A 25,377-nucleotide genomic window follows, 5' to 3' on the forward strand; every position below is an offset into this window, starting at 1 on the left:
AGATAAATATAATTTTTGACAAATATATAGCAAAACAAGTACAAATTAATATTTGTACTTGTTTTTTTGTTTACAACTTTATTATTATTAGTGTATAAAGCGTTATAAAAAGGGGTGATTATTTTGGATTTATATATTCTTGTATATTTATTGAGTAATATTTTTTTAACATATATTATCAATAAATTCATGTATCTGTTTTATGAAAAATGTAGAGTAAATAAATATATTGAATTTTGTATTTATAGTTTATATTTTGTTTTAATAACGCTTGTATTTTTGAATTTTGGTAATCCGGTTATAACTGTAAGTTTTAATATATTATGTATTTTTTTATTTACTTTGACTTACGATTGTATAAATTTAAATAAAAGTATTGCCGTAGCTTTTATAATATATTTGATATTGTTTTCCGTAGAAGCAAGTGTAGTAATTTTGATTAATTTTAATAGATTTTATGATGTTAATTTAGATAATTATAGAAATATGATTTCATTAATTATTAATAGTGTTATATATGTAGTTGTATATAATTTTATGTATATAAAAAAAATAAATTTTAGAAAAATGGATATTATTTTTTTGAATAGATATTGTTCTTTTTTTATATTTTTTCCATTTATATCAATATGCTTAATTATCATTGGTTCTATTTTTTTAAATAATATTTATTTGATAATTATATTAAATTTAGTATTACTTTTTTTAAATATATTTACTTTTAAGTATTGTAATTTTATTTATGGTATGTATAAAAGTTTTTTAGATAAGTTTTTAAATGATAAGCTTAAAAATTATAAAAGAGAAGTAGAAATTTTTGGAGATGGAATTGATTTTAAAAAGTATATAAATTCTAATAATTATGTTATAAATTCTATGCTAAATTTTAAAATTAATAATATATATGAAGAGGTTAAATTGACTTTTGATGTTTCTATTGAAGAAAATTTGAGGATAAATTTAAATGACTTGATAATTATTATTGGAAATTTAATGGATAATGCAATTTCAGGAGTAAAGTCCACTTTGAAAAATGAAGAAAAATACATAAATGTAAAAATTAAATATGTTAAAGGAACAATTATTTTGAATATAAAAAATTCATTTAATGAAACAAAATTGATGAAAAAAGGAGCAAAAATATTTAATAAGAAAAGAAAATTTCATAATTATGGATTAGGACTTTTGAGTGTTAAAGAAATTGTTGATAAGTATAAAGGAGTTTTAGAAATAAAATTTAGTAAAAGTAATTTTGAAACGTATGTGTTACTTTATGATGTGAAAGTTTAGTAATAAAAGTTAGATTAATCTAATAAATATAAAATGATTTTTAAAATTTTATATTTAGGAGATTTTTATGAAAAAATTATGTTTAAATTCATTATTTGTAAAATTAGGAACTATAGTTGCGAGTTTATCATTTGTAGTAACTGCTTTTAATGTTAATACAACTTGTGTTGGATTTATACATCAACCAGAATTACCTGAGGGAGCAAAGGATCTTCGTAGATTTTAATAATGAAGGTTATTAATAATTTTACAGAGTTTCTTATTAAAAACAATATTATTGAAGAAAAACGTAGAGAAATTTATGCGTATGGATTAAATCAGTTAATTGTTTATTTATATAATTTTTTAACTGTAATAATTGTAGGCTGGATTTTTGGAATGGTTTGGCAAAGTATAGCATTTACTGTATTTTATATGATGATACGTCCGTATGCTGGAGGATATCATGCAAGAACTCCAAAAATGTGTTATGTATTTTCTTTAATGATGATTATAGCAGTCTTATTTTTAATTAAAATAATTCCTTTAAATGGATTACTTTATTTGTTGATTTATGCTGTTTCAAGTATAGTAATTTTTAAATTATCTCCTGTAGAAGATGAAAATAAGCCTCTTGATAATATTGAAAGGGTTGTTTTCAGAAAAAGAGCCATTAAATCACATATTATATTGAGTTTATGTTGTTTGATTTTTTGGTTTGTAGGATTAAAGGAGTTGTCACCATGTGTAGTATTAGCATTATTTGTGTTATCAATTATGTTAGTATTAGGAGAAATTAAAAATAGGCGTTTGAAAAGAGAGGTTTAAACCTCTCTTTTTTATTTGTATTAAAATTTGGTTTATGTTACTATTTTGTCAAAAGAGAGGTGAATTTGTGTGAAAAATACTAAGTTTTCAGGTAAATTATTTGAAATAAATTTAAGGCACATTCGGCTTATAATTGGAATTTGTTTTACGATGATTCTATCAATTATAACAAGTGTGCTTTTAGGAAAATTTATAGATGTTTTGGGAAGTGGAAAATTTAGCGGAAGAGAAAACGTTTTTTATATTGTGGGGCTGTTTGTTTTAACAATTTTATCATTAATATGTACTTTGTTATTTGTAAAATGGTTTCCATTAAATATTCAATTACAAAAATCTATTGATATTTCTCAAGAAATAATGGAAGGAGTTTTAAAATTACCACAAAAATTTTACCAAGCAAAGGATTCAGGACATTATATTAATTTGGTAACTTCATCATCATTCACCTTTGCAACTATTTTTTCAGAAATTAATACGAATTTAATAGGAAATATTTTTTGTGTAATAATTTTAATAGTTGTATCTGGATTTATAAATCCAATTTTTGCAATTGTGTTTTTGATTTACATTCCATTGTTTTATGTTATGATTCATGCTCCGAGTAAACGTATATCGGAACTTCAAAAGAATGGATTACCAACGCAGGATAATTTTTTAAGTGGTACAAAACAAATTGTAACAGATAAAAAGTCTATTAATATTTCTAGAGCTGATGAATTTTATAATAAATCTTATCATGAAAAAAGTAATAAGTATCTTGATTTTGTAACAAAGTATAAGTTTTTTGAAACGGTGTCTCAAGAAATACCAATTATTTTATCTGGAGTTTTACAGATTTTAACTTTAGCTTTATCATCATATTTGTTTTACAAAAAACAAATTAGTTTAGGGACAATTATTTTAATGTTTCAATTTTCAAATCTTTTGCAATCGCCTCTTAATACATGTTTTCAAATTTTAATTTATAAGTCAGTTAACAAAGCTCATATTGAACGTATACGAGATTTTATAAAACTTTCTTCGGAGAAATCAGGATTTGAAAAATATTATAAAGATCAAGAAGAGTTGATATGTATTAAAAACGGAAAATTCTTTACAACAGGTGATAAGGACAAGTTGTTGTTCACAGTTGATGATTTGAAAATTACAAAAAATAGTTTGGTTGTAGTTAAAGGAGAAAATGGTTCTGGAAAATCTATGTTTGTAAATTTCATTACAGGATTTTCAGATCCTGAATCTTTTGAGGGAGATATAAGTTTAGATTCATCTCTCCAGAAAAGTTCGTATTTAAGCTATCCAATTTTATTGGTTCATGGGTCTTTGGAAGAAAATTTATTCAATGAAAAATCTAAGGAGAATTTATTTGAAGTTTTAAATATTGATTTCAGAAACAAAATTATTGATGACAAAAGTCGTAATCTAAGTTTTGGGGAACAACAAAAATTAAATCTTCTTAGAGTTCTTTCAAGAGATAGTAGTGTAATTATTTTGGACGAACCTTTCACAAATCTTGATAAAGAAAGTATTGATAGTTTAACAAAATATATTTTGAGTTTGAAAGGAAAAGTTTCAATAATTGCTATAACTCATTCACCTGAATTTGATGAGAGTGCTGATTATATTTTAAATATTGTTGACGGAAAAATAGTTTTATAAAAAAAGACTACGTAAAATTACGTAGTCTTTTTGATTTATTTCACAGGACGTTTTAAAAATCCTAAGATAATAGCTCCAACTATAGCTCCAACAATTATAGAAACTAAATACATTGGCCAGTTACCTATGATTGGTAAAACAAAAATTCCTCCATGAGGAGCTCTAAGTGTACAATCAAAAATCATTGTTAATGCTCCAGCAACTGCAGATCCAATTGCACAAGAAGGTATAACTTTTAATGGATCAGCTGCAGCGAAAGGAATTGCTCCTTCTGTAATGAATGATAGTCCCATTATATAGTTAACTTTTCCAGCGTCTTGTTGTTCTTTTGTGAAACGATTTTTAAAGAACGTTGTTGATAATGCAATTACTAGAGGAGGAACCATTCCACCAGCCATTACAGCAGCCATTATTCCAAAATTCCCAGACTCAAGTGAAGCAATACCAAACACATAAGCTGCTTTGTTTATTGGACCACCCATATCAATTGCCATCATTCCAGCTACAACAATTCCAAGTAAAACTTTTGAACTTGTTCCAAGAGAATTTAAAAATCCAATTAACGCGTTATTTGCAGCAGCAACAGGAGGGTTTATTGCAAATTTCATAATTACGCCGATTAATAATGTACCAAACAATGGGTAAAGTAAAACTGGTTTAATTCCTTCAAGAGATTGAGGAAGGGTGCTGAAAACTTTTTTAAGTAAAAGAACTAAATATCCAGCAATGAAACCAGCAAGTAATGCTCCTAAAAATCCAGCACCACCAGAATTTGCAAGAAATCCACCAACAAAACCTACAACCATAGCAGGTCTATCAGCGATACTTACAGCGATGAAACCAGCAAGTACAGGTAATAAAAATCCAAAAGCTGCATCTCCAACAGATTTAAAGAAGGCAGCAAGTGGAGTGTTTGATCCAAAGTTGCTAGGATTGATTTCATAATTATCAAATAGGAATGCTAAAGCAATTAAAATTCCTCCAGCTACAACAAATGGTAGCATATTAGAAACACCATTCATCAAATGTTTGTAAATTTGACGTCCAACCGTTTCGTTTGAATTTTCATTGGAAGAATTTTCTGACTCAGAAGAATGATAAACAGGAGCATCTCCATTTAATGCACGATTAATTAGCTCTTCTGTTTTATGAATTCCATCAGCGACTTTTGTTTGAATAACTTTTTTACCATTAAATCTTGCCATGTTGACTTTTTTGTCAGCAGCCACGATTATAGCATCACAATTTTCAATTTCTTCTTTTGTTAAAACATTTTTTGCTCCAGCAGAACCGTTAGTCTCAACTTTGATTGAGATTCCCATTTCTGAAGCTTTCTTGTTTAAAGCTTCTGCCGCCATAAATGTATGAGCGATTCCAGTTGGGCAAGCGGTTACAGCTAAGATGCGAGGAAATTTTGAAACTTCTTTTGAATCATTTTGTTTAGCTTCTTCAGGAAATTTTTCAGATTCTGTTTTATCAATCAGTGATAAAAATTCATCAGCAGAGCTTGCATTTATTAATGAGCTACGAAAATTTTCGTCCATTAAAATTGTTGATAATCTAGAAAGAACTTCTAAGTGAGTGTCGTTAGCTCCATCTGGTGCAGCAATCATGAAAAATAAATTTGATAGTGCTCCATCAAGAGAATCATAATCTATTCCAGTTTTACTAACTCCAGATGCAAGACAAGTTTTCTTAACAGCTTTTGTTTTTGCGTGAGGTATTGCAATTCCTTCACCAATTCCTGTAGTGCTTTTTGATTCTCGAGCAAGAATTTCTTGTTTATATTCGTTTTTGTTATTAAGATTTCCACTTGCGTCTACTAAGTCAACTAGCTCATTAATAACAGATGTTTTATCAGTAGATTTCAGATTAAGATTTATGGATTTTTTGTCTAATAAATCTATTATTCTCATTGTTACCTCCTAAAGTTTTGTAATTTGAATTTGGCTAGACAATTCATTAATGAAAGAAATTTTGGCAAGATCGTCTGAGTATGCGGTAGCACTTCCACTTGCAGCTCCAAGCTTTAATGCTTCTTTATAATCATTTGTTTTTAAATATCCAGTTATGAAACCACCAACCATAGAGTCACCTGATCCAACTGAATTTTTTAAAGTTCCTTTCGGAATATTGCTTCTGTAAATTTCATTTGACTCTGTAATCAAAATTGCTCCATCTCCACCCATTGAAATTAAAACATTTTGAGCTCCCATTTCTTTAAGTTTGTTTCCGTGGAAAATTAATTCATCAATTGTTTTAATTTCTTTGTTAAAAATCTCGGAAATTTCATTGTGATTTGGTTTGATTAGAAATGGACGATACTTTAGAACATTTAATAAGAGATTGTTTCTTGCATCAACAATAATTTTGACGTTTTTAGTACTTAATTGCTTCATAATTTCTTCGTAAAAATTATCTGATAGTGATGGAGGAATACTTCCTGCTAAAACTAAAATATCATTTGAAGAAAGTTTTTCAAGTTGATTAAATAGATCTTTAATATTTGAAGATGAGATTGAAGGTCCTAATCCATTAATTTCTGTCTCATTTTCATTGGTTTTAATTTTCATATTAATACGAGAATATCCATTCAAAACATTGATAAAATCATTTTTAATTCCGCATTGCTCTAAATTATTTTTAATGAATTCACCGGTGAAACCACTTATAAATCCTAAAGCAATATTTTCAACTCCATGTTCCTTTAAAATTTTCGAAACATTAATTCCTTTTCCACCTGCATAAAAGTTTTCGATATTTACTTTATTAACTATTCCTTCTTGTAATTCATTCATTTCAATAACGTGATCTATAGAAGGATTTAATGTAACTGTATAAATCATTACATCACACTACTTTCAAGGTCTAAATTTTATTTTTAATAATATATATACCCAAATGTTTTTTATATATTTAAAATTTTTTAATATTTTTTCGATATTAACAGATTGATTATATAAAAAAATATGTAATCAATCAAATTGATTAATTTAAAATGAATTTGTATAATAAATAATTATTTTTAAAAAACGGGGTGTTTATTTGGATATTTTAAAAATTGCAAAGGCAACTAATGGAGATTTTTCATTATAATAGAGATAAAATTTTTGATGCAAGTGCTGTTGTTATTTTTTCACGAAGACTTGATGTTAATGAAGATTATCTTCTCCATTTAGTTGACGTGGAAGATAAAGATAAAAGATTTATTAAACCAGATTTTAAAACTCGTGCTCATGAAGTTAGAAGTATGTTTGTTAATTTACATAAAGAAGTATTAAAAGATTTTAATGTTTGGACGGATAAACAATTGTATTTAAATTTAGGACATTTTCTTTTAGGAGCAGCAGCGATGGGATTGGATACCCTTGCGATGGAAGGATTTAATAATAAGATAATTGATGAAGAATTTTTACTTCGTGAAAAAGGCTTTGCGTCTTCAATTATAGTTGCGGTTGGATATCATAGAGAAGATGATTTTAATAAATCTCTTTCAAAATCAAGATTGCCAAAGAATGAAATAATAGAGCGAGTTTGATTTTTAAATAAAGTAATTAATTTTGATATATTTTTATTTTTTATGTAATATCTGGAAGGTGAATATTTATTTTTAAAAATTTTGTATAATGGTCGATAATAATAAATATAAATTCTTTGAGGAGGAATTTTTATGAAATATGCATTAGGAATTATAAGCTTAATTATTGGTATTGTTTCAAACTTTTTAATGTTCACTCAAGTGGGAAACAAAATTGTACAAACTTATTCTATAAACATGATGTATTTTGTAGTTTTGTCAGTTATAGGACTTATACTTGCTGTGTTCAATTTGATTAAAAATAAGGAAAAAGTATTAAATATCCTAGGAATTATATCAAATGTAATTTTTGTAGGATATTCACTTATGTTAATTAGCTTTGTACTTTAAAAAAATGCGAAAGATTTTATCTTTCGCATTTTTTTGTTTGCTGTTTTTGTAAATGATTATTTTTATGATATAATTTAAAACATAGTTTTTAAAAATTTAGGAGTAAAGTTAATGGTATTAAATTAACTTAGTTTTGGAATTATTATGAATGGTTATAGAAGTAAATCAAGAGAATTAGTTTTTCAAATTATTTTTGGGTTGAATTTTTATGAGAATAAAATGGATGATTACGAAGAAATTATAAATGAGTTTGAATCAGAACTTAAAGAAAATGATTATGAAATTGATGTTAAATTTTTAAACAAAGAATATTGTTTAGAAATTTTAAATGGTATAAAGTTTAATCAACTTAAAATTGATGATTTAATTCAACAAAATTTAAAAAAATGGAAATTAGAAAGATTATCTAAAGTTGATTTATCAATTCTTAGATTGGCTACATATGAAATGTGTTTTAAATCTTTAGACCCAAGAATTGCAATAAATGAAGCTGTGAATCTTAGCAAAAAATATAGCGGTGATAAATCTTCTTCATATATAAATGGAGTTTTAAATTCTATAAAGGATGTTCAAGTAGAGGAAAATTAATTTTATGAAATTAAAAAAGTTTAGTGTAACGTCTTTAACTAATTATATAAAGCTTAGTTTGGAAAGCGATATAATTCTTTCTAATGTGAATGTTGAAGGAGAAGTTTCAAATTTAAAATATCATAGCAATGGTAATATTTATTTTTCTTTAAAGGATGATACGTGCAAAATAAATTGTATTATGTTTAGTAGGTATGTTGAGAATTTAGATTTTGAAATTAAAGATGGGGAAAATATAAATATTGTTGGTAAAATTTCGGTTTATGATAGAGAAGGAACATATCAAATAGTTTGTTACATGATTGAGAAGCAAGGTATAGGTGAATTATATAAACAATTTGAAATTCTTAAAAAGAATCTTGAACAAAAAGGATATTTTAATGAATTACATAAAAAACCAATACCTAAAATTTGTTTTAATATCGGTGTGATTACCTCTGCGACAGGTGCAGTTATACAAGATATCTTAAATGTATCTAAACGAAAAAATAGATTTGTAAATATAAAAGTTTTTAATTCTTTAGTTCAAGGGAATGAAGCTTATAAAGATATTGTACAAGGTATCAGATATTTTAATATTGAAAATAATGTTGATGTTATAATTATTGCACGGGGTGGAGGTTCAATAGAAGATTTATGGGCATTTAATAATGAAATTTTAGCTGAAGAAATTTATAAATCAAAAATTCCAATAGTAAGTGGAGTTGGACATGAAACAGATGTAACGATTTGTGATTTTGTTAGTGATTTAAGAGCATCTACACCAACAGCAGCAGCTGAAATTTGTATACCAGATTTTGATTCAATTATTTTTTTAATAGATGATTGTAGAAACAGATTAGATAAAAATTTTAAAAATTACATAGATGTTTTGAAAAATAAAATTTTTGAAAGTAAAGTTTGTATAAACAAGTATTCTCCTTTGAATATTTTAAGAGATAAAAAATTTTTAATTAGCAATTTGTTTGTTAGGTTAAATAGTATCGTTAAAAATAAAATTATGGAAAGTAAAAACAAATTAAATGATTTGAAAATAAATCTTGAAAAAAATGATTTTAATCAGATTTTAGAAAAGGGATTTGTATTGATTTGTGATGAAGAGTCAAATTTTATAAAGAAGGCTAAGCAAATTAAAAATTCTCAGGAAATTTCTTTAATTTTTAAAGATGGAAAAGTAAAAGGTAAATTTTTGAAAGAAAAGAGTTGAGAAAGATAGAAAATTTAACATTTGAACAAAAATTAAGTTTGTTAGACAAAATTGTAAAAGAACTTGATAAAGGTGATTTATCACTTGAGGCTGTATTTGAAAAGTATAAATGTGGCGTTGAACTTTGTAATGAATTAAGCGGATTTATCAAAGAGTTAGAAGGTAAGGTTGAGTATATAGAGTCGTCTTTTAAGGGAGATTGAAATATGAATTTTGATTATTTAAAACAAGAAGTTGATTATGAGATAAACAAAATTTTTTCTGAAAAACAAGGGTTAAATAAAATTATATATGAATCAATGAATTATAGTTTGAACATGGGTGGAAAAAGGATTAGACCAATTTTATTTTTGTATACATATTCTCTATTTAAAGAAAATTATAGAGACGTAATTCCCTTTTCTTGTTATATTGAAATGATACATACCTATTCTCTTATACATGATGATTTACCAAGTATGGACAATGATATGTTAAGAAGGGGAAATTTAACAAATCATATAAAATTTAGTGAAGCAATTGCATTGCTTGCAGGAGATGGACTTTTAACAGAAGCATTTAAAAGTATGCTAGAGTATTCCATAAAAAATGGAATTAACGCTTTGTATGCAAGTTTTATAATTGCAAAAAGTGTTGATTGTGATGGTATGATTGGTGGTCAAGTTGTAGATATTATAACAAAAGGAAGAGAACTTGATGAAGAAACATTAAATTATATAAATAAAAATAAAACTGCATCACTTATAAAAGCTTGTGTGTTGGCTGCAGCTTATATGGGAGATGCTAGTGATGATGAAATAAATAAACTTTCAAGGTACGGATATTACATAGGAATTGTTTTTCAAATAATTGATGACATTTTAGATAAAACATCAGATACCTCAACACTAGGAAAGACTGCTAACAGTGATGAAAAAAATAACAAATTTACTTATGTTGATTTATATGGAATTGAAGAATGCAAGAAGATTTGTGAAGATTTAAATAATAAGGCATTAAATATACTTAATTCTTTAGATAGAGATGTAACTAACTTAGTTGAATTTACGAAATTTATGTTAAATAGGAAATTTTGATAATTTATGGGTGAAAAGAAAAGATTAGATTTAATTTTAACCGATAGAGGTTTTTTTAATTCTAGACAAATTTCTAGAACAAATATTATGTGTGGAAATGTTTTAGTTGATGGGATTAAGGTTTTTAAACCGGGTGAAAAATTAGATGAAAATGTTAAGATAGAAATTATTGGTAAGAAAGAAAATTTATATGTTAGTCGTGCGGGTGTTAAGTTAAAAAAGGCCATTGATGAATTTGGTATAGATTTAAAAAATAAAATTTGTTTTGATATTGGAGCATCTACAGGTGGATTTACTGACTGTATGCTAAAAGAAGGAGCCTCAAAAATATTTGCCATTGATGTTGGTTATGGACAACTTGATTATAGACTTCGTATTGATGAACGAGTTGTTGTTTTAGAGAGAACAAATGTTAGATATGTTGATGAGGATTTTTTTGATGTTAAAGGTGATTTCTCTTGTATTGACGTATCATTTATTTCTTTGGAAAAAATACTCGGTAAAGTTAGAAGTTTTTTAAAATCAGATGGTGAAATTGTAGCTTTAATAAAACCACAATTTGAAGCTGGAAAAGGAAAAGTAAATAAAAAAGGAATTGTTAAAGATAAAGAAATTCATTTTGAGGTTATTGATAAGATTTTAAATTTTTTAAGATTAAATAAGTTTGGAATTTTAGGATTGTCATATTCTCCCATACGTGGTGGAAATGGCAATATAGAGTTTCTTGTGCATTTGAGTGTTGGATCTAAAAATGATTTTATTGATGAAAATTATATTTGGAATATTGTAGAACTTTCACATGAAAATCAGAATTTTAGTTAAGGAGAAATTTTATGATATTTGGCATATCTGTTAATACTTCAAAAGCTAACTATGAAACAATTTTGAAGAAGATATGGGTAACATTAAAAAATAAAATTCCTGATTGTAAAGTAAAAATATTTTTGGATGGAATTGATCTTGAAAAGGAAAAGCATACATTATCATTTTTGTTTATTATTGGAGGAGATGGAACGATTTTAAGGAATGTTAGGATTCTTAAAGACCATCAAGTTCCAATAGTTGGAGTTAATTATGGAACTTTAGGTTTTCTAGCTAGTATAGAGATAAATGATATAGGTGAAGCAGTAGAGTTTATAAAAAATAATAATTATTATATTGAAAAAAGGATTATGCTTAGTGCATTTATGGATGCGGATGATTGTGTGAAAAAGTATGTTGCGCTAAATGATATTGTTGTAATGAAATTACCTATGTCTAGATTATTAAAATTTAAAATTTTTATAGATGATAAATATTATAGTACTTTTTCAGGTGATGGTTTAATAATTGCAACTCCAACTGGTTCTACAGCGTATTCTTTGTCAGCAGGTGGTCCTATAGTATTACCGAGTATTGAATCTATAATTATAACACCGATTTGTCCACATTCTTTGAATGCCAAAAGTTTAGTTATTGGTTCAGAAAGTACAATAAAATTAGAGATTGATGGCATTGATGATAATTGTTATGTTGTTGTAGATGGTCAAAGACAGGAAATGCTTTTAGGAAAACAACTTCTTAAAATTTGTAAATTTGAAAAAAGTTGTTCAATTGTTAGATTTGATTTTTATGATTATTATAGTGTTCTAAGAGAAAAATTAATTAACAGAATTTAAATCTACAAGGAGAAATACTGATATGTTGAAGAATAAACGGCATGAGAAAATAATAGATATCATAACTAATAAAGATATAGAAACTCAAGAAGAATTGGCTGATGAATTAAGAATTGCAGGTTTTGATGTAACTCAAGCAACGGTTTCGAGAGATATAAAACTTTTAAAACTTATAAAGGTTTCAACAAGTTCGGGTACATATAAATATGGAATTTTGAGTAATAGAGAACTTGAAGAAGCTAAGAAGATAGAGAGATATAAAAACATAATTGCTAGTAGTATTTTATCTATGGAAACTATAGATAAAATTTTAGTTATAAGAACACTTCCAGGAGCAGCGTCTGTTGTTGGAGAAGTTATAGATTCATTAAATTTAGAAGATATTGCAGGAAATATTGCAGGAGATAATACTATTTTTGTTCTTGTTAGAAATGAAAATTCACTTAACTATATACAAAATAAAATAAATAAACTTATAAAAAGTTAGGTGAATTTAAATGTTAAAGGAAATGAAAATAGAAAATTTTGCTTTAATAGATAATCTTAATTTGGAATTTAAAAAAGGTTTTACTGTAATTTCAGGAGAAACAGGATCCGGAAAATCTATATTAATTGATGCTATTTGTTTTATATTAGGTTTTAAATTTAACAAAAATATTGTAAGAAATGGAGAAGAGAAAACCGTAGTTGAAGCAGTTTTTGATATAGATCATGAAAAAATAAATAAGATTCTTGAGGAAAATGGTATTAGCATAGATGATTATTTATTTATAAGACGTGAAGGATATTTAAATGGAAAAAGTATTGTAAGGATAAATGGGAAAACTGTTACAAACAATATTTTAAAATTGATTTCAAAATATTTGATGGATATTCATACTCAACATCAAAATTATGAGTTGTTGAATAACAGTAAACACATTAATTATTTAGATAAGTATATAGGAAGTAATATAAATTTTGATAGTTATTTAAAAATTTATAAAGAATGGATTTTTGTTAAATCTAAAATAGATGAAATAAAAAATAGTAAGTTAAATGAGAGTTATATAGATTATGTAAAATTTCAAATTAATGAATTGGATAAAGCAAATCTTATTGTGGAAGAAGATGAAGAATTAGAATCTAAAATTAAATTGTTAAATAATAGTGAGAAAATAAGTAAAATAATTAATCAATCGATGGACAATTTAAAGTATAAAGAAGAGAATTCAATAAATACAAATTTGATGAATGTTATTAAATCTTTAAAGACCGTTGATTATATTTTAGATGATGTTAAAAATATAGTTGATAGGTTAGAAAGTATTTATTATGATTTGGAAAGTATTTTTGATGATGTAAAGTCTATTGGAGATAATATTCATTTTGATTTAAATGAATTTGATAATATAAATTCTAGAATATATTTTATAAATTCTTTGAAGAAAAAGTTTAATAAAGCCACGGTTAAAGATCTTATTGATTATAATGAAGAATTACATATTTACTTGGATGAAGTTTTAAATCAAGAAAGTATATTGAAAAATTTACAGAATCAAGAGAAAAATTTATATGATGAATTGTGTTTTGAAGCAAATAAAATAAGTGATATTCGTGAAAAATATTCTAAGCGTATTGAAGAAGAAATTATTTCTGAGCTTAATTATATGGGAATGGAAAATATTGTTTTTAAGATCGATATAACTAAAGATTCTGAATTTGGTTTACTTGGTAATGATAACGTTAATTTTTTTATATCGACTAATAAGGGAGAGCCTTTAAAAAATTTATCAAAGATTGTATCGGGCGGAGAATTATCTAGAATAATGCTTGCTCTTAAAATAGTATTTTTAGGAAATGAACCTATTTCAGGAATTATATTTGATGAAATTGATACGGGAGTTAGTGGTAAGATAGCACAAAAAGTTGGAGAAAAAATGTATTATTTATCATCACGATGTCAAGTTTTTTGTATAACACATTTACCGCAAATTGCTAGTCTTTCAGATAATCATTATGTAGCAACGAAAAAAATTGAAAACGAAAAAACTTATACAGAAGTTAAAATTATAAATTTTGATGAAAAAATAAATGAGATAGCAAAAATGATTGGTGGAGAGAATGTCACAGAAAGTGCTTTTATAAGTGCAAAGGAACTTATTGGTAATAAAAAATTGATAGAATAAAATATATTTAAAATGAAACAATAAATCATGAGTATATTTGCTCATGATTTTTTTTGTTTGTTTTAATATGTTCTTGTGAAGAGGAGGAATTAAAATGCGGATGAAAAATTTTATTAAAATTTTCGCAATATTTACTCCTATATTAGTATTGTTTTTGTATATTTCCTCTGTTTTTATTAGTATTCCAGAGGTTGTATTTTTAAGAGATGGAAATAATTTAGAATCAAATAAAGGAATAATAAATTATACTTTAAAAAAAATATACGATAACATATCAGAGTATGATGCTGAATTCTTAGGATTTAAGATTAAAACTGTTGAGGTTATGGCAATTCCTAAAGAAATTCAATTGTATCCTGGAGGTAATGTTGTTGGAATAAAACTTCAAACTAATGGACCACTTGTTGTTGGATTTTCTGATATAGAAAATGAAGAACAAAAACCATACAGTCCTTCCAAAGAAAGTGGTATAAATTTAGGCGATGTTATACTAGCTATAAATGAAATAGAAATAAATTCATCTGAATTTTTAGCTGAAACTTTAAATTCTCTAAAGTTAGATGAATTAGATGTAAAAATAGAAAGAGATGGAAAAATTTTATATAAAAAAGTAAAGCCTGTAAAAACATCTGATGGAAAAAATAAAATTGGTTTGTGGGTTAGAGATTCGACAGCTGGTATTGGAACTGTAACTTTTATTGATCCAGAAACAGGACTTTATGGAGCGTTGGGTCATCCTATAACTGATGTTGATACTGGAGACATAATAAAAATAAGTAAGGGGAACATTGTTAATTCATCTATAGTAAATGTTAAACGAGGAGAAAAAGGAAATCCAGGTGAATTAAAAGGTGTTTTTATAAACGATGATATAAAATTAGGTAGTGTTAAACACAATACTAAATACGGTATATTTGGAGAATATAGTTTAGAAAATTTTTATGGTGAAAAATTGAGTATAGCATTGAAAAATGAAATACAGGAAGGTCCAGCTAAAATAATTTCTACAATTGATAACGATGAACCTAAAATGTATGATGTAGTAATAGAAAAATTACTACAACAAGACAATCCTAGTTCTAAAAGTATGATTATAAAAGTTGTAGATGAGGAGCTTTTAGAAAAGACTGGAGGTATTGTTCAAGGTATGAGTGGTAGTCCTATAATACAAAATAATAAACTAGTTGGAGCTGTTACACATGTGTTAGTTAATAAACCAGACACAGGATATGGTATATATATAGAATGGATGCTTAAAGAAAGTAAAATTTTCGATTAATAAAACTACATTAACTAAGTTAATGTAGTTTTATTTTTAGAAAAAAATATTAAATAAAAGGATATTTTTATCTTTTGTCGAACAATTTAAAGTAGATTAAAAGAGGCGAATTTTTTAAAGGAGCGAAAAACATTGGAAGATAAGAATATAAAAATTTTAATTGCTGATGATAATGATGAATTTTGTATAATTTTAAAAGATTATCTAAATAATCAAGAGGGTTTTAATGTTGTTGGTATTGCTAAAAATGGTATTGAGGCATTAAAGTTTATAGACGAAAATAAACCTGATTTAGTTATACTAGATATAATAATGCCGCATCTAGATGGCTTAGGTGTTTTGGAAAAATTAAATTTAAATAAAGACTCAGAATTAGCTCCTAAAGTTATTGTATTATCAGCTGTTGGACAAGATAAAATTACACAGAATGCTATTAAATTAGGTGTTGATTACTATGTCCTTAAACCTTTTGATATGGATGTTTTTATTAAAAGAATAAGACAAATGTTTAATATTGCATCTGATCAAAAATATTTTGTTCATAAAGAAGAGTGTGTTGTTAAATCTTCAAATCAAGATTTAGAAAATTCTCCTAAAGAGATAGAGTCTATGGATTTGGAAAGTGAAATTACAAGTATTATACATGAGATTGGAGTTCCAGCTCATATAAAGGGATATTTTTATTTAAGAGAAGCGATTTCGATGGTTGTTAATGATATAGAATTGTTGTCTGCGGTTACTAAAGAATTGTATCCGTCAATTGCGAGAAGATATAATACAACTTCTAGTAGAGTTGAGAGAGCTATTAGACATGCTATAGAAGTTGCTTGGAGTAGAGGGCAGATTGAAAGTATAAATAAAATCTTCGGATATACAATACATAATGAAAAAGGAAAACCAACAAATTCTGAGTTCATTGCAATGGTTGCAGATAGATTACGATTGAAAAATAAAGTTGGATAAGTTTTAAAAACAAAAAGCAAGAGTTTGATTTTTAAAATCTTCTCTTGCTTTTTAAAATTATTTACGAACTCTTTGAACTTTAGTTAAACTTTTAGGTTGTGGTTGGTCAACGGGAATTAAATCTTGTCTGTTAGATAAATTTCTTATATTTAATATTTTTAAATTTTCTCTCACTTTTTTATCTTTTAGGGCTTGAACTATAACAAGGTGTCCTTGATTAATATTTATGAAGAAGGGTTTTTTAAACCATCGTTTTTTCTTATAAGTACATTTTATTATATTTTTGCTACGTTCTGGTTTAATCAAAACAACAGCTGTAAGTACATAAAAAATCCACAAATATCTTTTTACATCAATTTTAACTGATAGTACATTTCCTTGAGCTTGAGTTAATCTATCTCCGTATTTTTTGAGATAAGATTTCGTGTAATAATCTGTTATTTTATCTTTAAAACCCATTTATAAACTCCTCTTTCTAAAAATTATATACTTATATAGTATTATTTTATTTTTTGTAATTCAATATTTTTTTTATTAATAACGCTTAACTTTTATTATATGTTATAATTACAAAAATAAAAAATATCAAATTAAAGGGAGATAATAATGTTTAGTAAATATTTTGATCATACAATTTTAAAAGCAGATGCAACTGAAAAAGAAATTATAAATTTATGTGAGGAAGCTAAAAAATATAATTTTGCTTCAGTTTGTGTTAATCCATGTTATGTAAAAAAATGTGTAGAAATTTTAAAAGAAACTGATGTAGATGTTTGTACTGTTGTTGGATTTCCTTTAGGTAGTATGAGTACAGAATCAAAATTATTTGAAACAGAGCAAGCTTTAAAAGATAATGCTGATGAAATAGATATGGTTATAAACATAGGAAAACTTAAAGATAAAGATTATGATTATGTGAAAAATGAAATTAATCTTTTGAAAAAAGCTTGTGGAAATAAAATTTTAAAAGTGATAATAGAGACTTGTCTTTTAACTGACGAAGAAAAGATTAAAGCATGTGAGTTATCCAAAGAAGCCGGAGCAGATTTTGTTAAGACTTCAACTGGAATGTCAAAAGCAGGAGCTAAGAAAGAAGATATAATTTTAATGAAGAAAGTTGTTGGAAATGATTTGGGTGTTAAAGCATCTGGAGGAATAAAAGATTTAAATTCTGCAAAAATTATGATTGATGCTGGAGCAACAAGAATTGGTTGTTCTTCAACGGTTAATATTATGGAAGATTATGCACAAAATACAAAATAATATAATATTTTAAAATATTTTAGAATATAAAATTCTGGTGCGATAAAATTAATTTGCCACCAGAATTTATTTATATATTTAAAAATAATATAAAATCTACGAAAATGAAAATAAGATTTTTGGATATGTGATTATTAGATGAAAGGGGGAGCAATTTATGGAGAAAAATATTTGTTTTGGTGAAATAAAATTGAACGAACAAGATTATAAAGATATAATTAAAGAATCCTTAAAGGAAACTTTTGAATAAATATATTTTTAAAAATATTTATTTTGTAAAAAAATAGTGAATAATATATATGTAAATAATTTTAAATATTTGTGAGGAATTTAAGTGGCAAAGAATTATTTATATGAAAAATTTCAAATAGAAGAATATATGGTAAATTTTTTAAATAGTGTACTTTCTACACAATGGGACGGAGAAACTAAGGAAATTGTTTTTTTAGGTGATTCGTTAATTAGAGATTATGATTTAAATAGATTTTTTCCAGATATTAAAAGTAAGTTGTTTAATTGTGGGGTATCTGGAATAACTACAGAAGGATTGTTTTATATCATTAAACAAGGAGTTATACGTCATAATCCTAAAACAGTTGTTATGTTAGTTGGTACGAATGATATGAGTGAGTATTATAATAAGCGGGATGAAGAAATAATTTTTAATATTGCTAGAGTGATAACTGAGTTAAAAATTATTCTTAAAAAGGTTAATATAGTATTGATATCAATATTGCCATGTGATGAGGCAAGATATGGAAAAGATGCAATAGGTGGAGGCGGAAGAGAAAATTCTCGTATAATAGAGATAAATAAAACTCTTAAAGAATTTGAAAATCATTTTAAAGATCTAACTTATGTTGATGTATTTAAAGATTTATCTGATAAGTCAGGAAATTTAATTAATTCTTATACTCATGATGGAATACATCTTACTTTAAAAGGTTACGAGAAGTTGACTTCTGCATTGAAACCAATTATTCAAAAATTACTTAAAAAAGATGAAGATTAATATATAAACTAATTTAAGTTTACATACTAAGTATGTAAACTTAAATTTTTTTTTGGCACAATAGATTTTTATGGTTTTTATTGTTAATTATGATGTCACTTATGTGATTGTAAGCAGATACATATAGTTTGATTAATACGTCCATATCTTCTTGATTAAATTCATTAAATTTATAATCATTTTTGTTTGAAGATTTAGATTTTAAATAGAGTCTAAAATTGTTTTCTGCGTATGTACGCGACAAATTTCATATTGATCTGTCATTGGAAAAAGCGTGTTTAAATTCACGAAAAGTTATACTCATTTTTAAAACTCCTTATCCTTTAATTTATTTAATTATAATTTATATAGGGATTATGTGAGTTTAATTAAAGTAACAAATAGTTAATATTTAAAATATAGAATTTGGTTTAAGAAAATTTTATAATATATAAGTTGTTTATAATATTTTTAAATTGTGTGAGGTTGCAAATGAAAAAATTCTTATTGAAAACATTGATAGCTGTTACTTTATTCTCTTTTACAGGTGTTGGAGGTTTTTCTGGTTTTGAACATAAAACAATAATTGTACAAGCTCAACAATCAATAGTTAATGCGTTAGGTAATCCAACTGTTTATTATACTCCTAGTGGAAAATCATTTCATTTAAGTAGAAATTGTTCTGCATTATCTAGGAGTAAAACTGTTTATAGCGGACAACTTAAAGATGTAATATCAAGTAAATCTGATCCTTGTAATATTTGTGTAAAGTATACATCTTCAACAACATCATCTAGTTCAAGTAGTAATGTATCTAATTCTAATACAAGTACTCAAAAAAATAATGTTGTACAGTTAAATGTTAATAAAGAAGAATTGAAAAAATATTTAGAAAATGCATATAAAAAAGCGTTTGAAAGAGAGATAGATGATGAGGGATTAAATTATTGGATGAATCAATATAATAAGAATTTGAAAAATAATAATTCTAAGAATGCTATTGTATTAACTGTAAAAGAAATGATGAAGTCTGATGAGTTAAAACAAATAGCACAAAAAATAGGAATTTTGTATTAAAATTAGAAACCATTTAAAAATAAAGTTGTGAAATATAAATATTTTAAAAAACCTTTAGTATTTTTACTAGAGGTTTTTTTATTTTACTAAAAATTGAAAAAAATTTTTTGTTTATTCTTTTAGTAATTATTTAAATAAAAAGAAAATATATATTTACTAAATAATTATGATGGAGGAAAAATTGGTGAAAGATATAGGATTAAATGGTTTAACTCAGGAACAAGTTGAAAAAAATATTAAAGATTATGGTAAAAATAAAATAAAAGAAAAGAAGAAAAACTCTGCATTATCTATTTTGTTGTCTCAATTCAATGACATAATGATTTGGATTTTAATATTTGCAACGATTATTTCTGGAATTCTTGGAGATGTTGCAGATTCTATAGTTATAGTTGTAATTATTGTAATAAATGCTATCCTTGGTTTTGTTCAAGAATTTAGAACTGAAAAATCATTAGAATCATTAAAAAAACTTTCATCTCCCACAACAAAAGTTATAAGAGATGGAAATTTAAAAATAATTGATGCTTCAGAATTAACAATTGATGATTTAATACTTCTTGAGTCTGGAGACAGAATACCTGCAGATGCAAAAATTATAAATGGAAACTTGAGTGTTGATGAGTCTTTATTAACAGGAGAATCGGTTGGTGTTAATAAAAGTATTAAAGATAAAGAAAATAATATTTTCATGGGAACAACAGTTTTAAAAGGAAAAGCGTATGCCAAAATTTCAAATATCGGAATGGATACTGAAATGGGTAAAATAGCCAATATGCTTCAAAATATTGATCAAGATAAATCACCTTTAAAAGAAAGATTGGAAGGTTTAGGAAAAGTTTTAGTTATTATTTGTTTAGCAATTTGTGCAGTTGTTACTGTTATAGGAATAGCAAGAGGACAATCTATAACTGATATGTTTTTAATTGGTGTAAGTTTAGCTGTTGCAGCTATACCTGAAGGATTACCAGCAATAGTTACTGTTGCTTTAGCACTTGGAGTTTCAAAAATGTTAAAGAGAAGAGCTTTAGTTAGAAAACTTCCATCAGTTGAAACATTAGGTTGCACTTCTGTTATATGTAGTGATAAGACAGGAACTTTAACAGAAAATAAAATGGCAGTTAGAGGAATTTATTTTGATGGAAAAGTTTATGAAAATTATAATGAAGAAGTAAATAAAAATGAAATTTTAAAGAAGATTTTTGTAATATGTAATGACTTTAATATAAACAAAAGTGAGCAAAATTTTAAAGACCAAATTGTAGCAGACCCAACGGAAAAAGCACTTATTGAGTATTATTTTAACGATGTTGAAATGCTTGAAAAATATTATAACTCATATAAGAGAATAAATGAGATACCATTTGATTCAGATAGAAAGATGGCTACGGTAATTGTTCGCGATCCAATTAATAAGGAAAATATTTTACTTTCTAAAGGAGCGCCAGAAAAAATTCTTTCAAAGAGTAAATATTACTTACATAGGGGAAATGTTGTTTCTCTTACTCAAGCTAAAAAGAGAGAAATTTTAAAAGAAATTGAAATGCTATCTTTAAGGGGTTTAAGATGTCTTGGGGCAGCATATAAACAAGAAAATTTAACAAATATAAATGATGTTGAAAAAGATTTTATCTTTGTTGGATTTTGTGCAATAATAGATCCTCCGAGAAAAGATTCTAAAGAGGCGGTTGTTAAATGTAAAGAGGCTGGAATTACAACTGTTATGATAACTGGTGACCATAAAAATACAGCTTTTGCAATAGCTAAGGAGCTTAATATTTGTAATTCAGTTAGTGAAGTTTTAACAGGGAATGAAATAGAAGATATGTCCGATAAAGCTTTAGAGCATGCGACTAATACGGTAAAAGTTTTTGCGAGGGTAACACCTAAACATAAATTAAGAATTGTACAAGCTTTTAAAAATAAAAATCATATAGTTGCTATGACTGGTGATGGAGTTAATGATGCTCCAGCAATAAAAGAAGCTGATATTGGAATTTCTATGGGGATATCAGGAACTGATGTAACAAAAGAAGCTTCTTCAATGATTTTATTAGATGATAATTTTAGTACCATTGTATCTGCAGTTGAAGAAGGAAGAAAAATTTATTTGAATATCAGAAAGTTCATAAGATATCTTCTTTCATGTAATATTGGAGAAGTTTTAACAATGTTCTTAGCGTCAATGTTTAGTTTACCTAATCCACTTACGCCAATTCAAATTTTATTTGTAAATTTAGCAACTGATGGTCTTCCAGCATTGGCTCTTGGTGTTGATAATTCTCATGATAGTATAATGAGTCAGCCACCTCGACCTAAAAATGAAAGTATTTTCTCAAGGGGGCTTTGGGAAAAAATATTATTTAGAGGTACATTAATTGGTATAAGTACAATTTTTACGTTTATTATTGGGCTTTATATGGGATTTAGTATTCGTACTTGTAGAACTATGACTCTTGTAACCCTTGTTTTATCTCAGTTAATTCATGTTTTTGAATGTAAATCTGAAAGTAGAACTTTGTTTGAGATAAATTTATTGTCAAATAAATATTTGTTATTATCTGTGATTATATCAGTTGTAATGATTTTAGGCATAATATATGTTCCTTTTTTACAACAGATTTTTAAGACTACTTCTATGAATTTAATACAATGGGGAATTGTTCTTTTATTTTCAGGATTTATCGCAGTTGCTAGTAGTGTTTATGCACTTTTTAAAAGAAGTAAGTCAAAGTAAAAAAACATTGAGTATTTATTTAAAAAGTATATTATAATTAATTATAAAAATTTAAATAAATAGGTGATAAGGGTTTATGGAAAAAATAGATTATAGTTCATTGAAGAAGGAAGATTTTTTAAAAGAACAAAAAGATAGACATGAAATTTTTGAAAAGATTGCAAATAGCATTTCAAGTAAAAGCTTTGATGATGAAGATGTACAAGCTCAAATTTTAAATCTTTTTAATTGGATGAATAAATTTTATGATTGTTCAATTGAAATGTTTAAAGGTTTAGCTGAAGTGTATGAATTTAATTCTGATTTTTCACAAACATTAATTAAAAATTATGGTGAAGATATGCCAAGTTATTTATCAAAAGCCATTGTATATTTTTGTGATGAAAAATCCAAACATTAAGATGGGATAATTCCCATCTTTTTAATTTTTTTGTATAATATTAAAACTTTTCTGAAAAAATGAAATTTATAGTTTTGAATTTATATTCTAAATATTTGTTTTAAAAATTTTTATAATAAATATTTTAATTTGATTAATAAATTATTATAAAAAATATTGAGAAAAAATTTTGTTTACTATAGAATGATTGTAATAAAGAGTGTGTTTATAAAAATTCTTAAATCTATGGAGATTATAATGCTAAAAATAGCTATTTGTGATGACGATTATGTATTTGCAAACAAGATAAAAGAGTACATAAATGAGATAAAGAATAATAATGATGATATTGATTTAAAAGTTAATGTATTTTCATCAGGGATAGACTTTTTAAAATGTATAAATAATAATGAAAAATTTGATATTATTTTTATGGATATTCAAATGCCAGGTATAAATGGAATTGAATTGGGAAGAAAAATACGCTCTATGTTTGATACGATAATTGTTTATATATCTGTTAGTGATCAGTATTTTGTGGATATATTCAATATAAAACCGTTTGGTTTTTTAATAAAGCCTTTGAAGTTTTCAGATTTTGAACATGTTTTTTTTGTAATATATAGATATATTTTTGATTCAAATAATTTTTATGAATTTAAATCTAGGAAATCAAATTTGAGAATTAAGTTTAAAGATATAATTTATTTTAAAAGTTTTAGAAGAATGGTAATTGTGTATGCTGTTGATGGTCAGCATGAATTTTATGGAAAGTTAAGTGAAATATATAAGATAGTTAAAAATTTTGATTTTATGTTTATTCATAAATCTTATATAATTAATTACCATCATATTTATCAAATAAGATATGACTACGTTATAATGAGTGATGGACAAAAATTAGATATAAGTGAGAGAAAAAAGAAGGATACTAGGAAATTGTATATGCAGATAAGTGAAAGAAATGATTTCAAATTTAAATAGTGTTATTTTTGAAACACTTATATTGATGTTTGTTAATATTTTTTATATTTACGTAGTTTTTTTGTTTTTGGATAATTATTTTGAAAAAAATATCTTAATTGGAAACGATTATAAAAGTTATATATATACATGGTTTTCAAGTGTTATTTCAATTATACATATGGTTCAAATGAAATATTTTCTTGTTTATTTGTTATCTTTTTCAATAATACTAGTTATTTGTTTGAAAAATAAGATTGGGTTGAAAGATACATTTAAAATTTTAGGATTGTTTTGTTTTATAACGTTAATATTTAATTTTTTACTTAGATTTTTATATGTGTTTTATAATGTTACTCAGGTGATTTTTATAGAAAAATGGATAGTACATATAATCATAATTATATTTTTGAAAATATTTATAGGTCTTATATTAAAATTAATAAAGCCTTATTTTGATTTTTTAAGGTACAATAAAAATTTGAAAAATATTTATTTAATTACTTTAACTTTGATACCATTATTCATAGGTTTTATAGTTGGAGTAGCTTATAATATAGAGCGTAATCAGAATGTTATAGGAAATATAATATTTTTTATATTTATAATGAATACAGCTTTTATAATTAATTTTATAATTGTTGTTTTATATCTTAATTATAACCAAGAGATAGTAACTAATGCTAAATTTAAAATAAATTATTATGACGAATTGATGATTCAGTTTAAAAAACATATTGATGAAGTGAAAAAACTTAGACATGATTTTAAGAATCATATTTTGGTTATGTCTGTTTTGATTAAAGATAAGCGATATGAAGAATTATCAAATTATATTAAAAAAATGTTTTATGAAGAGCAGATTGTTATTAGTAGATTAATTATTACAGGCAATCCAGCGATGGACGTTATTATTAATAACAAATTAAACAAATCCATTATGTTAAATATTAAAGTGCATACAAATATTTATGTATCGCAAGGATTAAAAATTGATGAATTTGAATTAGTAGTTGTTCTAGGAAATATTCTTGATAACGCAATAGAAGCCACATGTAAACTTGAAGAGAGTATGAGATACATAAAAATATTTATAAGGTATTATGATAAGAAAACCTTAACTATTTCTGTATCAAATACTTATGATGGTAAAAATCGATTTTTAGAATCTAAAACAAGTAAAGAAGACAAAGAAAATCATGGAATTGGACTTAGAAATGTTAAAGAAGTTATGAAGAGAAATAATGGATTTTTTGAAATTTACTGTGATGATAAATTTTTTAAAGTTAAAGTTATGTTTTATGATGTTGATCAAATAGATGATAAAGATAAAAAAGTGTAATTAAA

26 protein-coding genes are annotated in these 25,377 nt (G+C 25.4%); 23 read left to right on the forward strand and 3 right to left on the reverse strand.

What is annotated here, in order from left to right; all coding sequences use genetic code 11:
• The first annotated feature begins 123 nt into the window (after positions 1–123).
• The 4 genes from A6P36_RS04900 (at position 124) to A6P36_RS04910 (ending at position 3,753) form a co-directional block, all read left to right on the forward strand.
• Complete coding sequence (locus A6P36_RS04900; RefSeq protein WP_066761538.1) at positions 124–1,290, forward strand: GHKL domain-containing protein; 1,167 nt, start codon at positions 124–126, stop codon at positions 1,288–1,290.
• A gap of 67 nt (positions 1,291–1,357) precedes the next feature.
• Positions 1,358–1,516, forward strand: coding sequence for a cyclic lactone autoinducer peptide (locus A6P36_RS07965; RefSeq protein ID WP_082917620.1), 159 nt, complete (start codon positions 1,358–1,360; stop codon positions 1,514–1,516).
• A 2-nt stretch (positions 1,517–1,518) separates the two neighbouring features.
• On the forward strand, positions 1,519–2,097 hold the full coding sequence (locus A6P36_RS04905) for an accessory gene regulator ArgB-like protein (RefSeq protein WP_066761540.1): 579 nt from the start codon (positions 1,519–1,521) through the stop codon (positions 2,095–2,097).
• 69 nt (positions 2,098–2,166) lie between these two features.
• On the forward strand, positions 2,167–3,753 hold the full coding sequence (locus tag A6P36_RS04910; protein WP_066761541.1) for an ABC transporter transmembrane domain-containing protein: 1,587 nt from the start codon (positions 2,167–2,169) through the stop codon (positions 3,751–3,753).
• Between the two features lie 35 nt (positions 3,754–3,788).
• Here the strand turns inward: A6P36_RS04910 and A6P36_RS04915 are convergent, their stop codons facing one another.
• Both A6P36_RS04915 and pfkB read right to left on the reverse strand, forming a co-directional pair.
• On the reverse strand, positions 3,789–5,669 hold the full coding sequence (locus A6P36_RS04915) for a PTS fructose transporter subunit IIABC (protein ID WP_066761542.1): 1,881 nt from the start codon (positions 5,667–5,669) through the stop codon (positions 3,789–3,791).
• A gap of 9 nt (positions 5,670–5,678) precedes the next feature.
• Positions 5,679–6,599 (reverse strand): 1-phosphofructokinase, encoded by a 921-nt coding sequence (gene pfkB, locus A6P36_RS04920; protein WP_066761543.1) that lies wholly within the window; start codon positions 6,597–6,599, stop codon positions 5,679–5,681.
• Between the two features lie 230 nt (positions 6,600–6,829).
• Between pfkB and A6P36_RS04925 the strand changes: the two genes are divergently transcribed.
• The 12 genes from A6P36_RS04925 to spo0A all read left to right on the forward strand — a co-directional run bounded on the left by A6P36_RS04925 (position 6,830) and on the right by spo0A (position 16,620).
• Positions 6,830–7,291, forward strand: a complete 462-nt coding sequence (locus A6P36_RS04925) for a nitroreductase family protein (RefSeq protein ID WP_066761545.1) — start codon at positions 6,830–6,832, stop codon at positions 7,289–7,291.
• A 132-nt stretch (positions 7,292–7,423) separates the two neighbouring features.
• Positions 7,424–7,681: a hypothetical protein gene (locus A6P36_RS04930; protein ID WP_066761547.1), complete on the forward strand. Its 258-nt coding sequence runs from the start codon at positions 7,424–7,426 to the stop codon at positions 7,679–7,681.
• 144 nt (positions 7,682–7,825) lie between these two features.
• Complete coding sequence (gene nusB / locus A6P36_RS04935; protein WP_066761548.1) at positions 7,826–8,269, forward strand: transcription antitermination factor NusB; 444 nt, start codon at positions 7,826–7,828, stop codon at positions 8,267–8,269.
• Positions 8,270–8,273: 4 nt separating this feature from the next.
• Entirely contained in the window at positions 8,274–9,476 is a 1,203-nt protein-coding gene (gene xseA / locus A6P36_RS04940; RefSeq protein ID WP_066761553.1) for an exodeoxyribonuclease VII large subunit, read from the forward strand.
• Entirely contained in the window at positions 9,473–9,679 is a 207-nt protein-coding gene (xseB, locus tag A6P36_RS04945) for an exodeoxyribonuclease VII small subunit (RefSeq protein ID WP_242861664.1), read from the forward strand. The genes xseA and xseB overlap by 4 nt, the downstream gene beginning before the upstream one ends.
• A 3-nt stretch (positions 9,680–9,682) precedes the next feature.
• The gene (locus tag A6P36_RS04950; protein ID WP_066761556.1) at positions 9,683–10,552 is read left to right on the forward strand and encodes a polyprenyl synthetase family protein; all 870 of its coding nucleotides are present in this window, start codon (positions 9,683–9,685) and stop codon (positions 10,550–10,552) included.
• Positions 10,553–10,558: 6 nt separating this feature from the next.
• Positions 10,559–11,374: a TlyA family RNA methyltransferase gene (locus A6P36_RS04955; protein WP_066761558.1), complete on the forward strand. Its 816-nt coding sequence runs from the start codon at positions 10,559–10,561 to the stop codon at positions 11,372–11,374.
• 11 nt (positions 11,375–11,385) lie between these two features.
• Positions 11,386–12,210, forward strand: coding sequence for an NAD(+)/NADH kinase (locus A6P36_RS04960; RefSeq protein ID WP_066761560.1), 825 nt, complete (start codon positions 11,386–11,388; stop codon positions 12,208–12,210).
• Between the two features lie 25 nt (positions 12,211–12,235).
• Positions 12,236–12,697 carry an arginine repressor gene (locus tag A6P36_RS04965; protein ID WP_066761626.1) on the forward strand — a complete coding sequence of 154 codons (462 nt, stop codon included), beginning with the start codon at positions 12,236–12,238 and terminating at the stop codon, positions 12,695–12,697.
• 10 nt (positions 12,698–12,707) lie between these two features.
• Positions 12,708–14,378: a DNA repair protein RecN gene (gene recN, locus A6P36_RS04970; protein WP_066761561.1), complete on the forward strand. Its 1,671-nt coding sequence runs from the start codon at positions 12,708–12,710 to the stop codon at positions 14,376–14,378.
• 94 nt (positions 14,379–14,472) lie between these two features.
• A complete protein-coding gene (spoIVB, locus tag A6P36_RS04975) occupies positions 14,473–15,657 on the forward strand; it encodes a SpoIVB peptidase (RefSeq protein WP_066761562.1) in 1,185 nt (394 codons plus the stop codon).
• A gap of 132 nt (positions 15,658–15,789) precedes the next feature.
• The gene (spo0A, locus tag A6P36_RS04980; RefSeq protein WP_066761564.1) at positions 15,790–16,620 is read left to right on the forward strand and encodes a sporulation transcription factor Spo0A; all 831 of its coding nucleotides are present in this window, start codon (positions 15,790–15,792) and stop codon (positions 16,618–16,620) included.
• A gap of 57 nt (positions 16,621–16,677) precedes the next feature.
• On the opposite strand, the gene A6P36_RS04985 is transcribed toward spo0A, so the two are convergent.
• On the reverse strand, positions 16,678–17,079 hold the full coding sequence (locus tag A6P36_RS04985) for a hypothetical protein (RefSeq protein ID WP_066761566.1): 402 nt from the start codon (positions 17,077–17,079) through the stop codon (positions 16,678–16,680).
• A gap of 147 nt (positions 17,080–17,226) precedes the next feature.
• Here A6P36_RS04985 and deoC point away from each other — a divergent pair, with 147 nt between their 5' ends.
• The 7 genes from deoC to A6P36_RS05020 all read left to right on the forward strand — a co-directional run bounded on the left by deoC (position 17,227) and on the right by A6P36_RS05020 (position 25,372).
• Positions 17,227–17,883, forward strand: a complete 657-nt coding sequence (gene deoC, locus A6P36_RS04990) for a deoxyribose-phosphate aldolase (RefSeq protein ID WP_066761568.1) — start codon at positions 17,227–17,229, stop codon at positions 17,881–17,883.
• 334 nt (positions 17,884–18,217) lie between these two features.
• Entirely contained in the window at positions 18,218–18,895 is a 678-nt protein-coding gene (locus tag A6P36_RS04995; protein ID WP_242861665.1) for a GDSL-type esterase/lipase family protein, read from the forward strand.
• A gap of 471 nt (positions 18,896–19,366) precedes the next feature.
• Complete coding sequence (locus A6P36_RS08465) at positions 19,367–19,951, forward strand: DUF4214 domain-containing protein (protein ID WP_066761570.1); 585 nt, start codon at positions 19,367–19,369, stop codon at positions 19,949–19,951.
• 166 nt (positions 19,952–20,117) lie between these two features.
• Positions 20,118–22,688, forward strand: a complete 2,571-nt coding sequence (locus tag A6P36_RS05005; protein ID WP_066761571.1) for a calcium-translocating P-type ATPase, PMCA-type — start codon at positions 20,118–20,120, stop codon at positions 22,686–22,688.
• Between the two features lie 76 nt (positions 22,689–22,764).
• On the forward strand, positions 22,765–23,088 hold the full coding sequence (locus A6P36_RS05010) for a TipAS antibiotic-recognition domain-containing protein (protein WP_082917623.1): 324 nt from the start codon (positions 22,765–22,767) through the stop codon (positions 23,086–23,088).
• Between the two features lie 237 nt (positions 23,089–23,325).
• Entirely contained in the window at positions 23,326–24,051 is a 726-nt protein-coding gene (locus tag A6P36_RS05015; RefSeq protein WP_066761577.1) for a LytR/AlgR family response regulator transcription factor, read from the forward strand.
• Positions 24,032–25,372 carry a sensor histidine kinase gene (locus tag A6P36_RS05020; RefSeq protein WP_156507981.1) on the forward strand — a complete coding sequence of 447 codons (1,341 nt, stop codon included), beginning with the start codon at positions 24,032–24,034 and terminating at the stop codon, positions 25,370–25,372. The genes A6P36_RS05015 and A6P36_RS05020 overlap by 20 nt, the downstream gene beginning before the upstream one ends.
• Positions 25,373–25,377 lie beyond the last annotated feature (5 nt).

Source organism: Candidatus Arthromitus sp. SFB-turkey, from assembly GCF_001655775.1.
GTDB classification, from domain to species: Bacteria; Bacillota; Clostridia; order Clostridiales; family Clostridiaceae; genus Dwaynesavagella; species Dwaynesavagella gallinarum.

What these genes read in the sequence shown, in the direction of transcription:
- A6P36_RS07965 (WP_082917620.1), top strand. Translation starts at nt 1,358, where the DNA reads ATGAAAAAATTATGTTTAAATTCATTATTTGTAAAATTAGGAACTATA.
- A6P36_RS04905 (WP_066761540.1), top strand. Translation starts at nt 1,519, where the DNA reads ATGAAGGTTATTAATAATTTTACAGAGTTTCTTATTAAAAACAATATT.
- A6P36_RS04915 (WP_066761542.1), bottom strand. Translation starts at nt 5,669, where the DNA reads ATGAGAATAATAGATTTATTAGACAAAAAATCCATAAATCTTAATCTG.
- pfkB (WP_066761543.1), bottom strand. Translation starts at nt 6,599, where the DNA reads ATGATTTATACAGTTACATTAAATCCTTCTATAGATCACGTTATTGAA.
- A6P36_RS04925 (WP_066761545.1), top strand. Translation starts at nt 6,830, where the DNA reads ATGGAGATTTTTCATTATAATAGAGATAAAATTTTTGATGCAAGTGCT.
- A6P36_RS04930 (WP_066761547.1), top strand. Translation starts at nt 7,424, where the DNA reads ATGAAATATGCATTAGGAATTATAAGCTTAATTATTGGTATTGTTTCA.
- nusB (WP_066761548.1), top strand. Translation starts at nt 7,826, where the DNA reads ATGAATGGTTATAGAAGTAAATCAAGAGAATTAGTTTTTCAAATTATT.
- xseA (WP_066761553.1), top strand. Translation starts at nt 8,274, where the DNA reads ATGAAATTAAAAAAGTTTAGTGTAACGTCTTTAACTAATTATATAAAG.
- A6P36_RS04950 (WP_066761556.1), top strand. Translation starts at nt 9,683, where the DNA reads ATGAATTTTGATTATTTAAAACAAGAAGTTGATTATGAGATAAACAAA.
- A6P36_RS04955 (WP_066761558.1), top strand. Translation starts at nt 10,559, where the DNA reads ATGGGTGAAAAGAAAAGATTAGATTTAATTTTAACCGATAGAGGTTTT.
- A6P36_RS04960 (WP_066761560.1), top strand. Translation starts at nt 11,386, where the DNA reads ATGATATTTGGCATATCTGTTAATACTTCAAAAGCTAACTATGAAACA.
- recN (WP_066761561.1), top strand. Translation starts at nt 12,708, where the DNA reads ATGTTAAAGGAAATGAAAATAGAAAATTTTGCTTTAATAGATAATCTT.
- spoIVB (WP_066761562.1), top strand. Translation starts at nt 14,473, where the DNA reads ATGCGGATGAAAAATTTTATTAAAATTTTCGCAATATTTACTCCTATA.
- A6P36_RS04985 (WP_066761566.1), bottom strand. Translation starts at nt 17,079, where the DNA reads ATGGGTTTTAAAGATAAAATAACAGATTATTACACGAAATCTTATCTC.
- deoC (WP_066761568.1), top strand. Translation starts at nt 17,227, where the DNA reads ATGTTTAGTAAATATTTTGATCATACAATTTTAAAAGCAGATGCAACT.
- A6P36_RS08465 (WP_066761570.1), top strand. Translation starts at nt 19,367, where the DNA reads ATGAAAAAATTCTTATTGAAAACATTGATAGCTGTTACTTTATTCTCT.
- A6P36_RS05005 (WP_066761571.1), top strand. Translation starts at nt 20,118, where the DNA reads ATGATGGAGGAAAAATTGGTGAAAGATATAGGATTAAATGGTTTAACT.
- A6P36_RS05010 (WP_082917623.1), top strand. Translation starts at nt 22,765, where the DNA reads ATGGAAAAAATAGATTATAGTTCATTGAAGAAGGAAGATTTTTTAAAA.
- A6P36_RS05015 (WP_066761577.1), top strand. Translation starts at nt 23,326, where the DNA reads ATGCTAAAAATAGCTATTTGTGATGACGATTATGTATTTGCAAACAAG.
- A6P36_RS05020 (WP_156507981.1), top strand. Translation starts at nt 24,032, where the DNA reads ATGATTTCAAATTTAAATAGTGTTATTTTTGAAACACTTATATTGATG.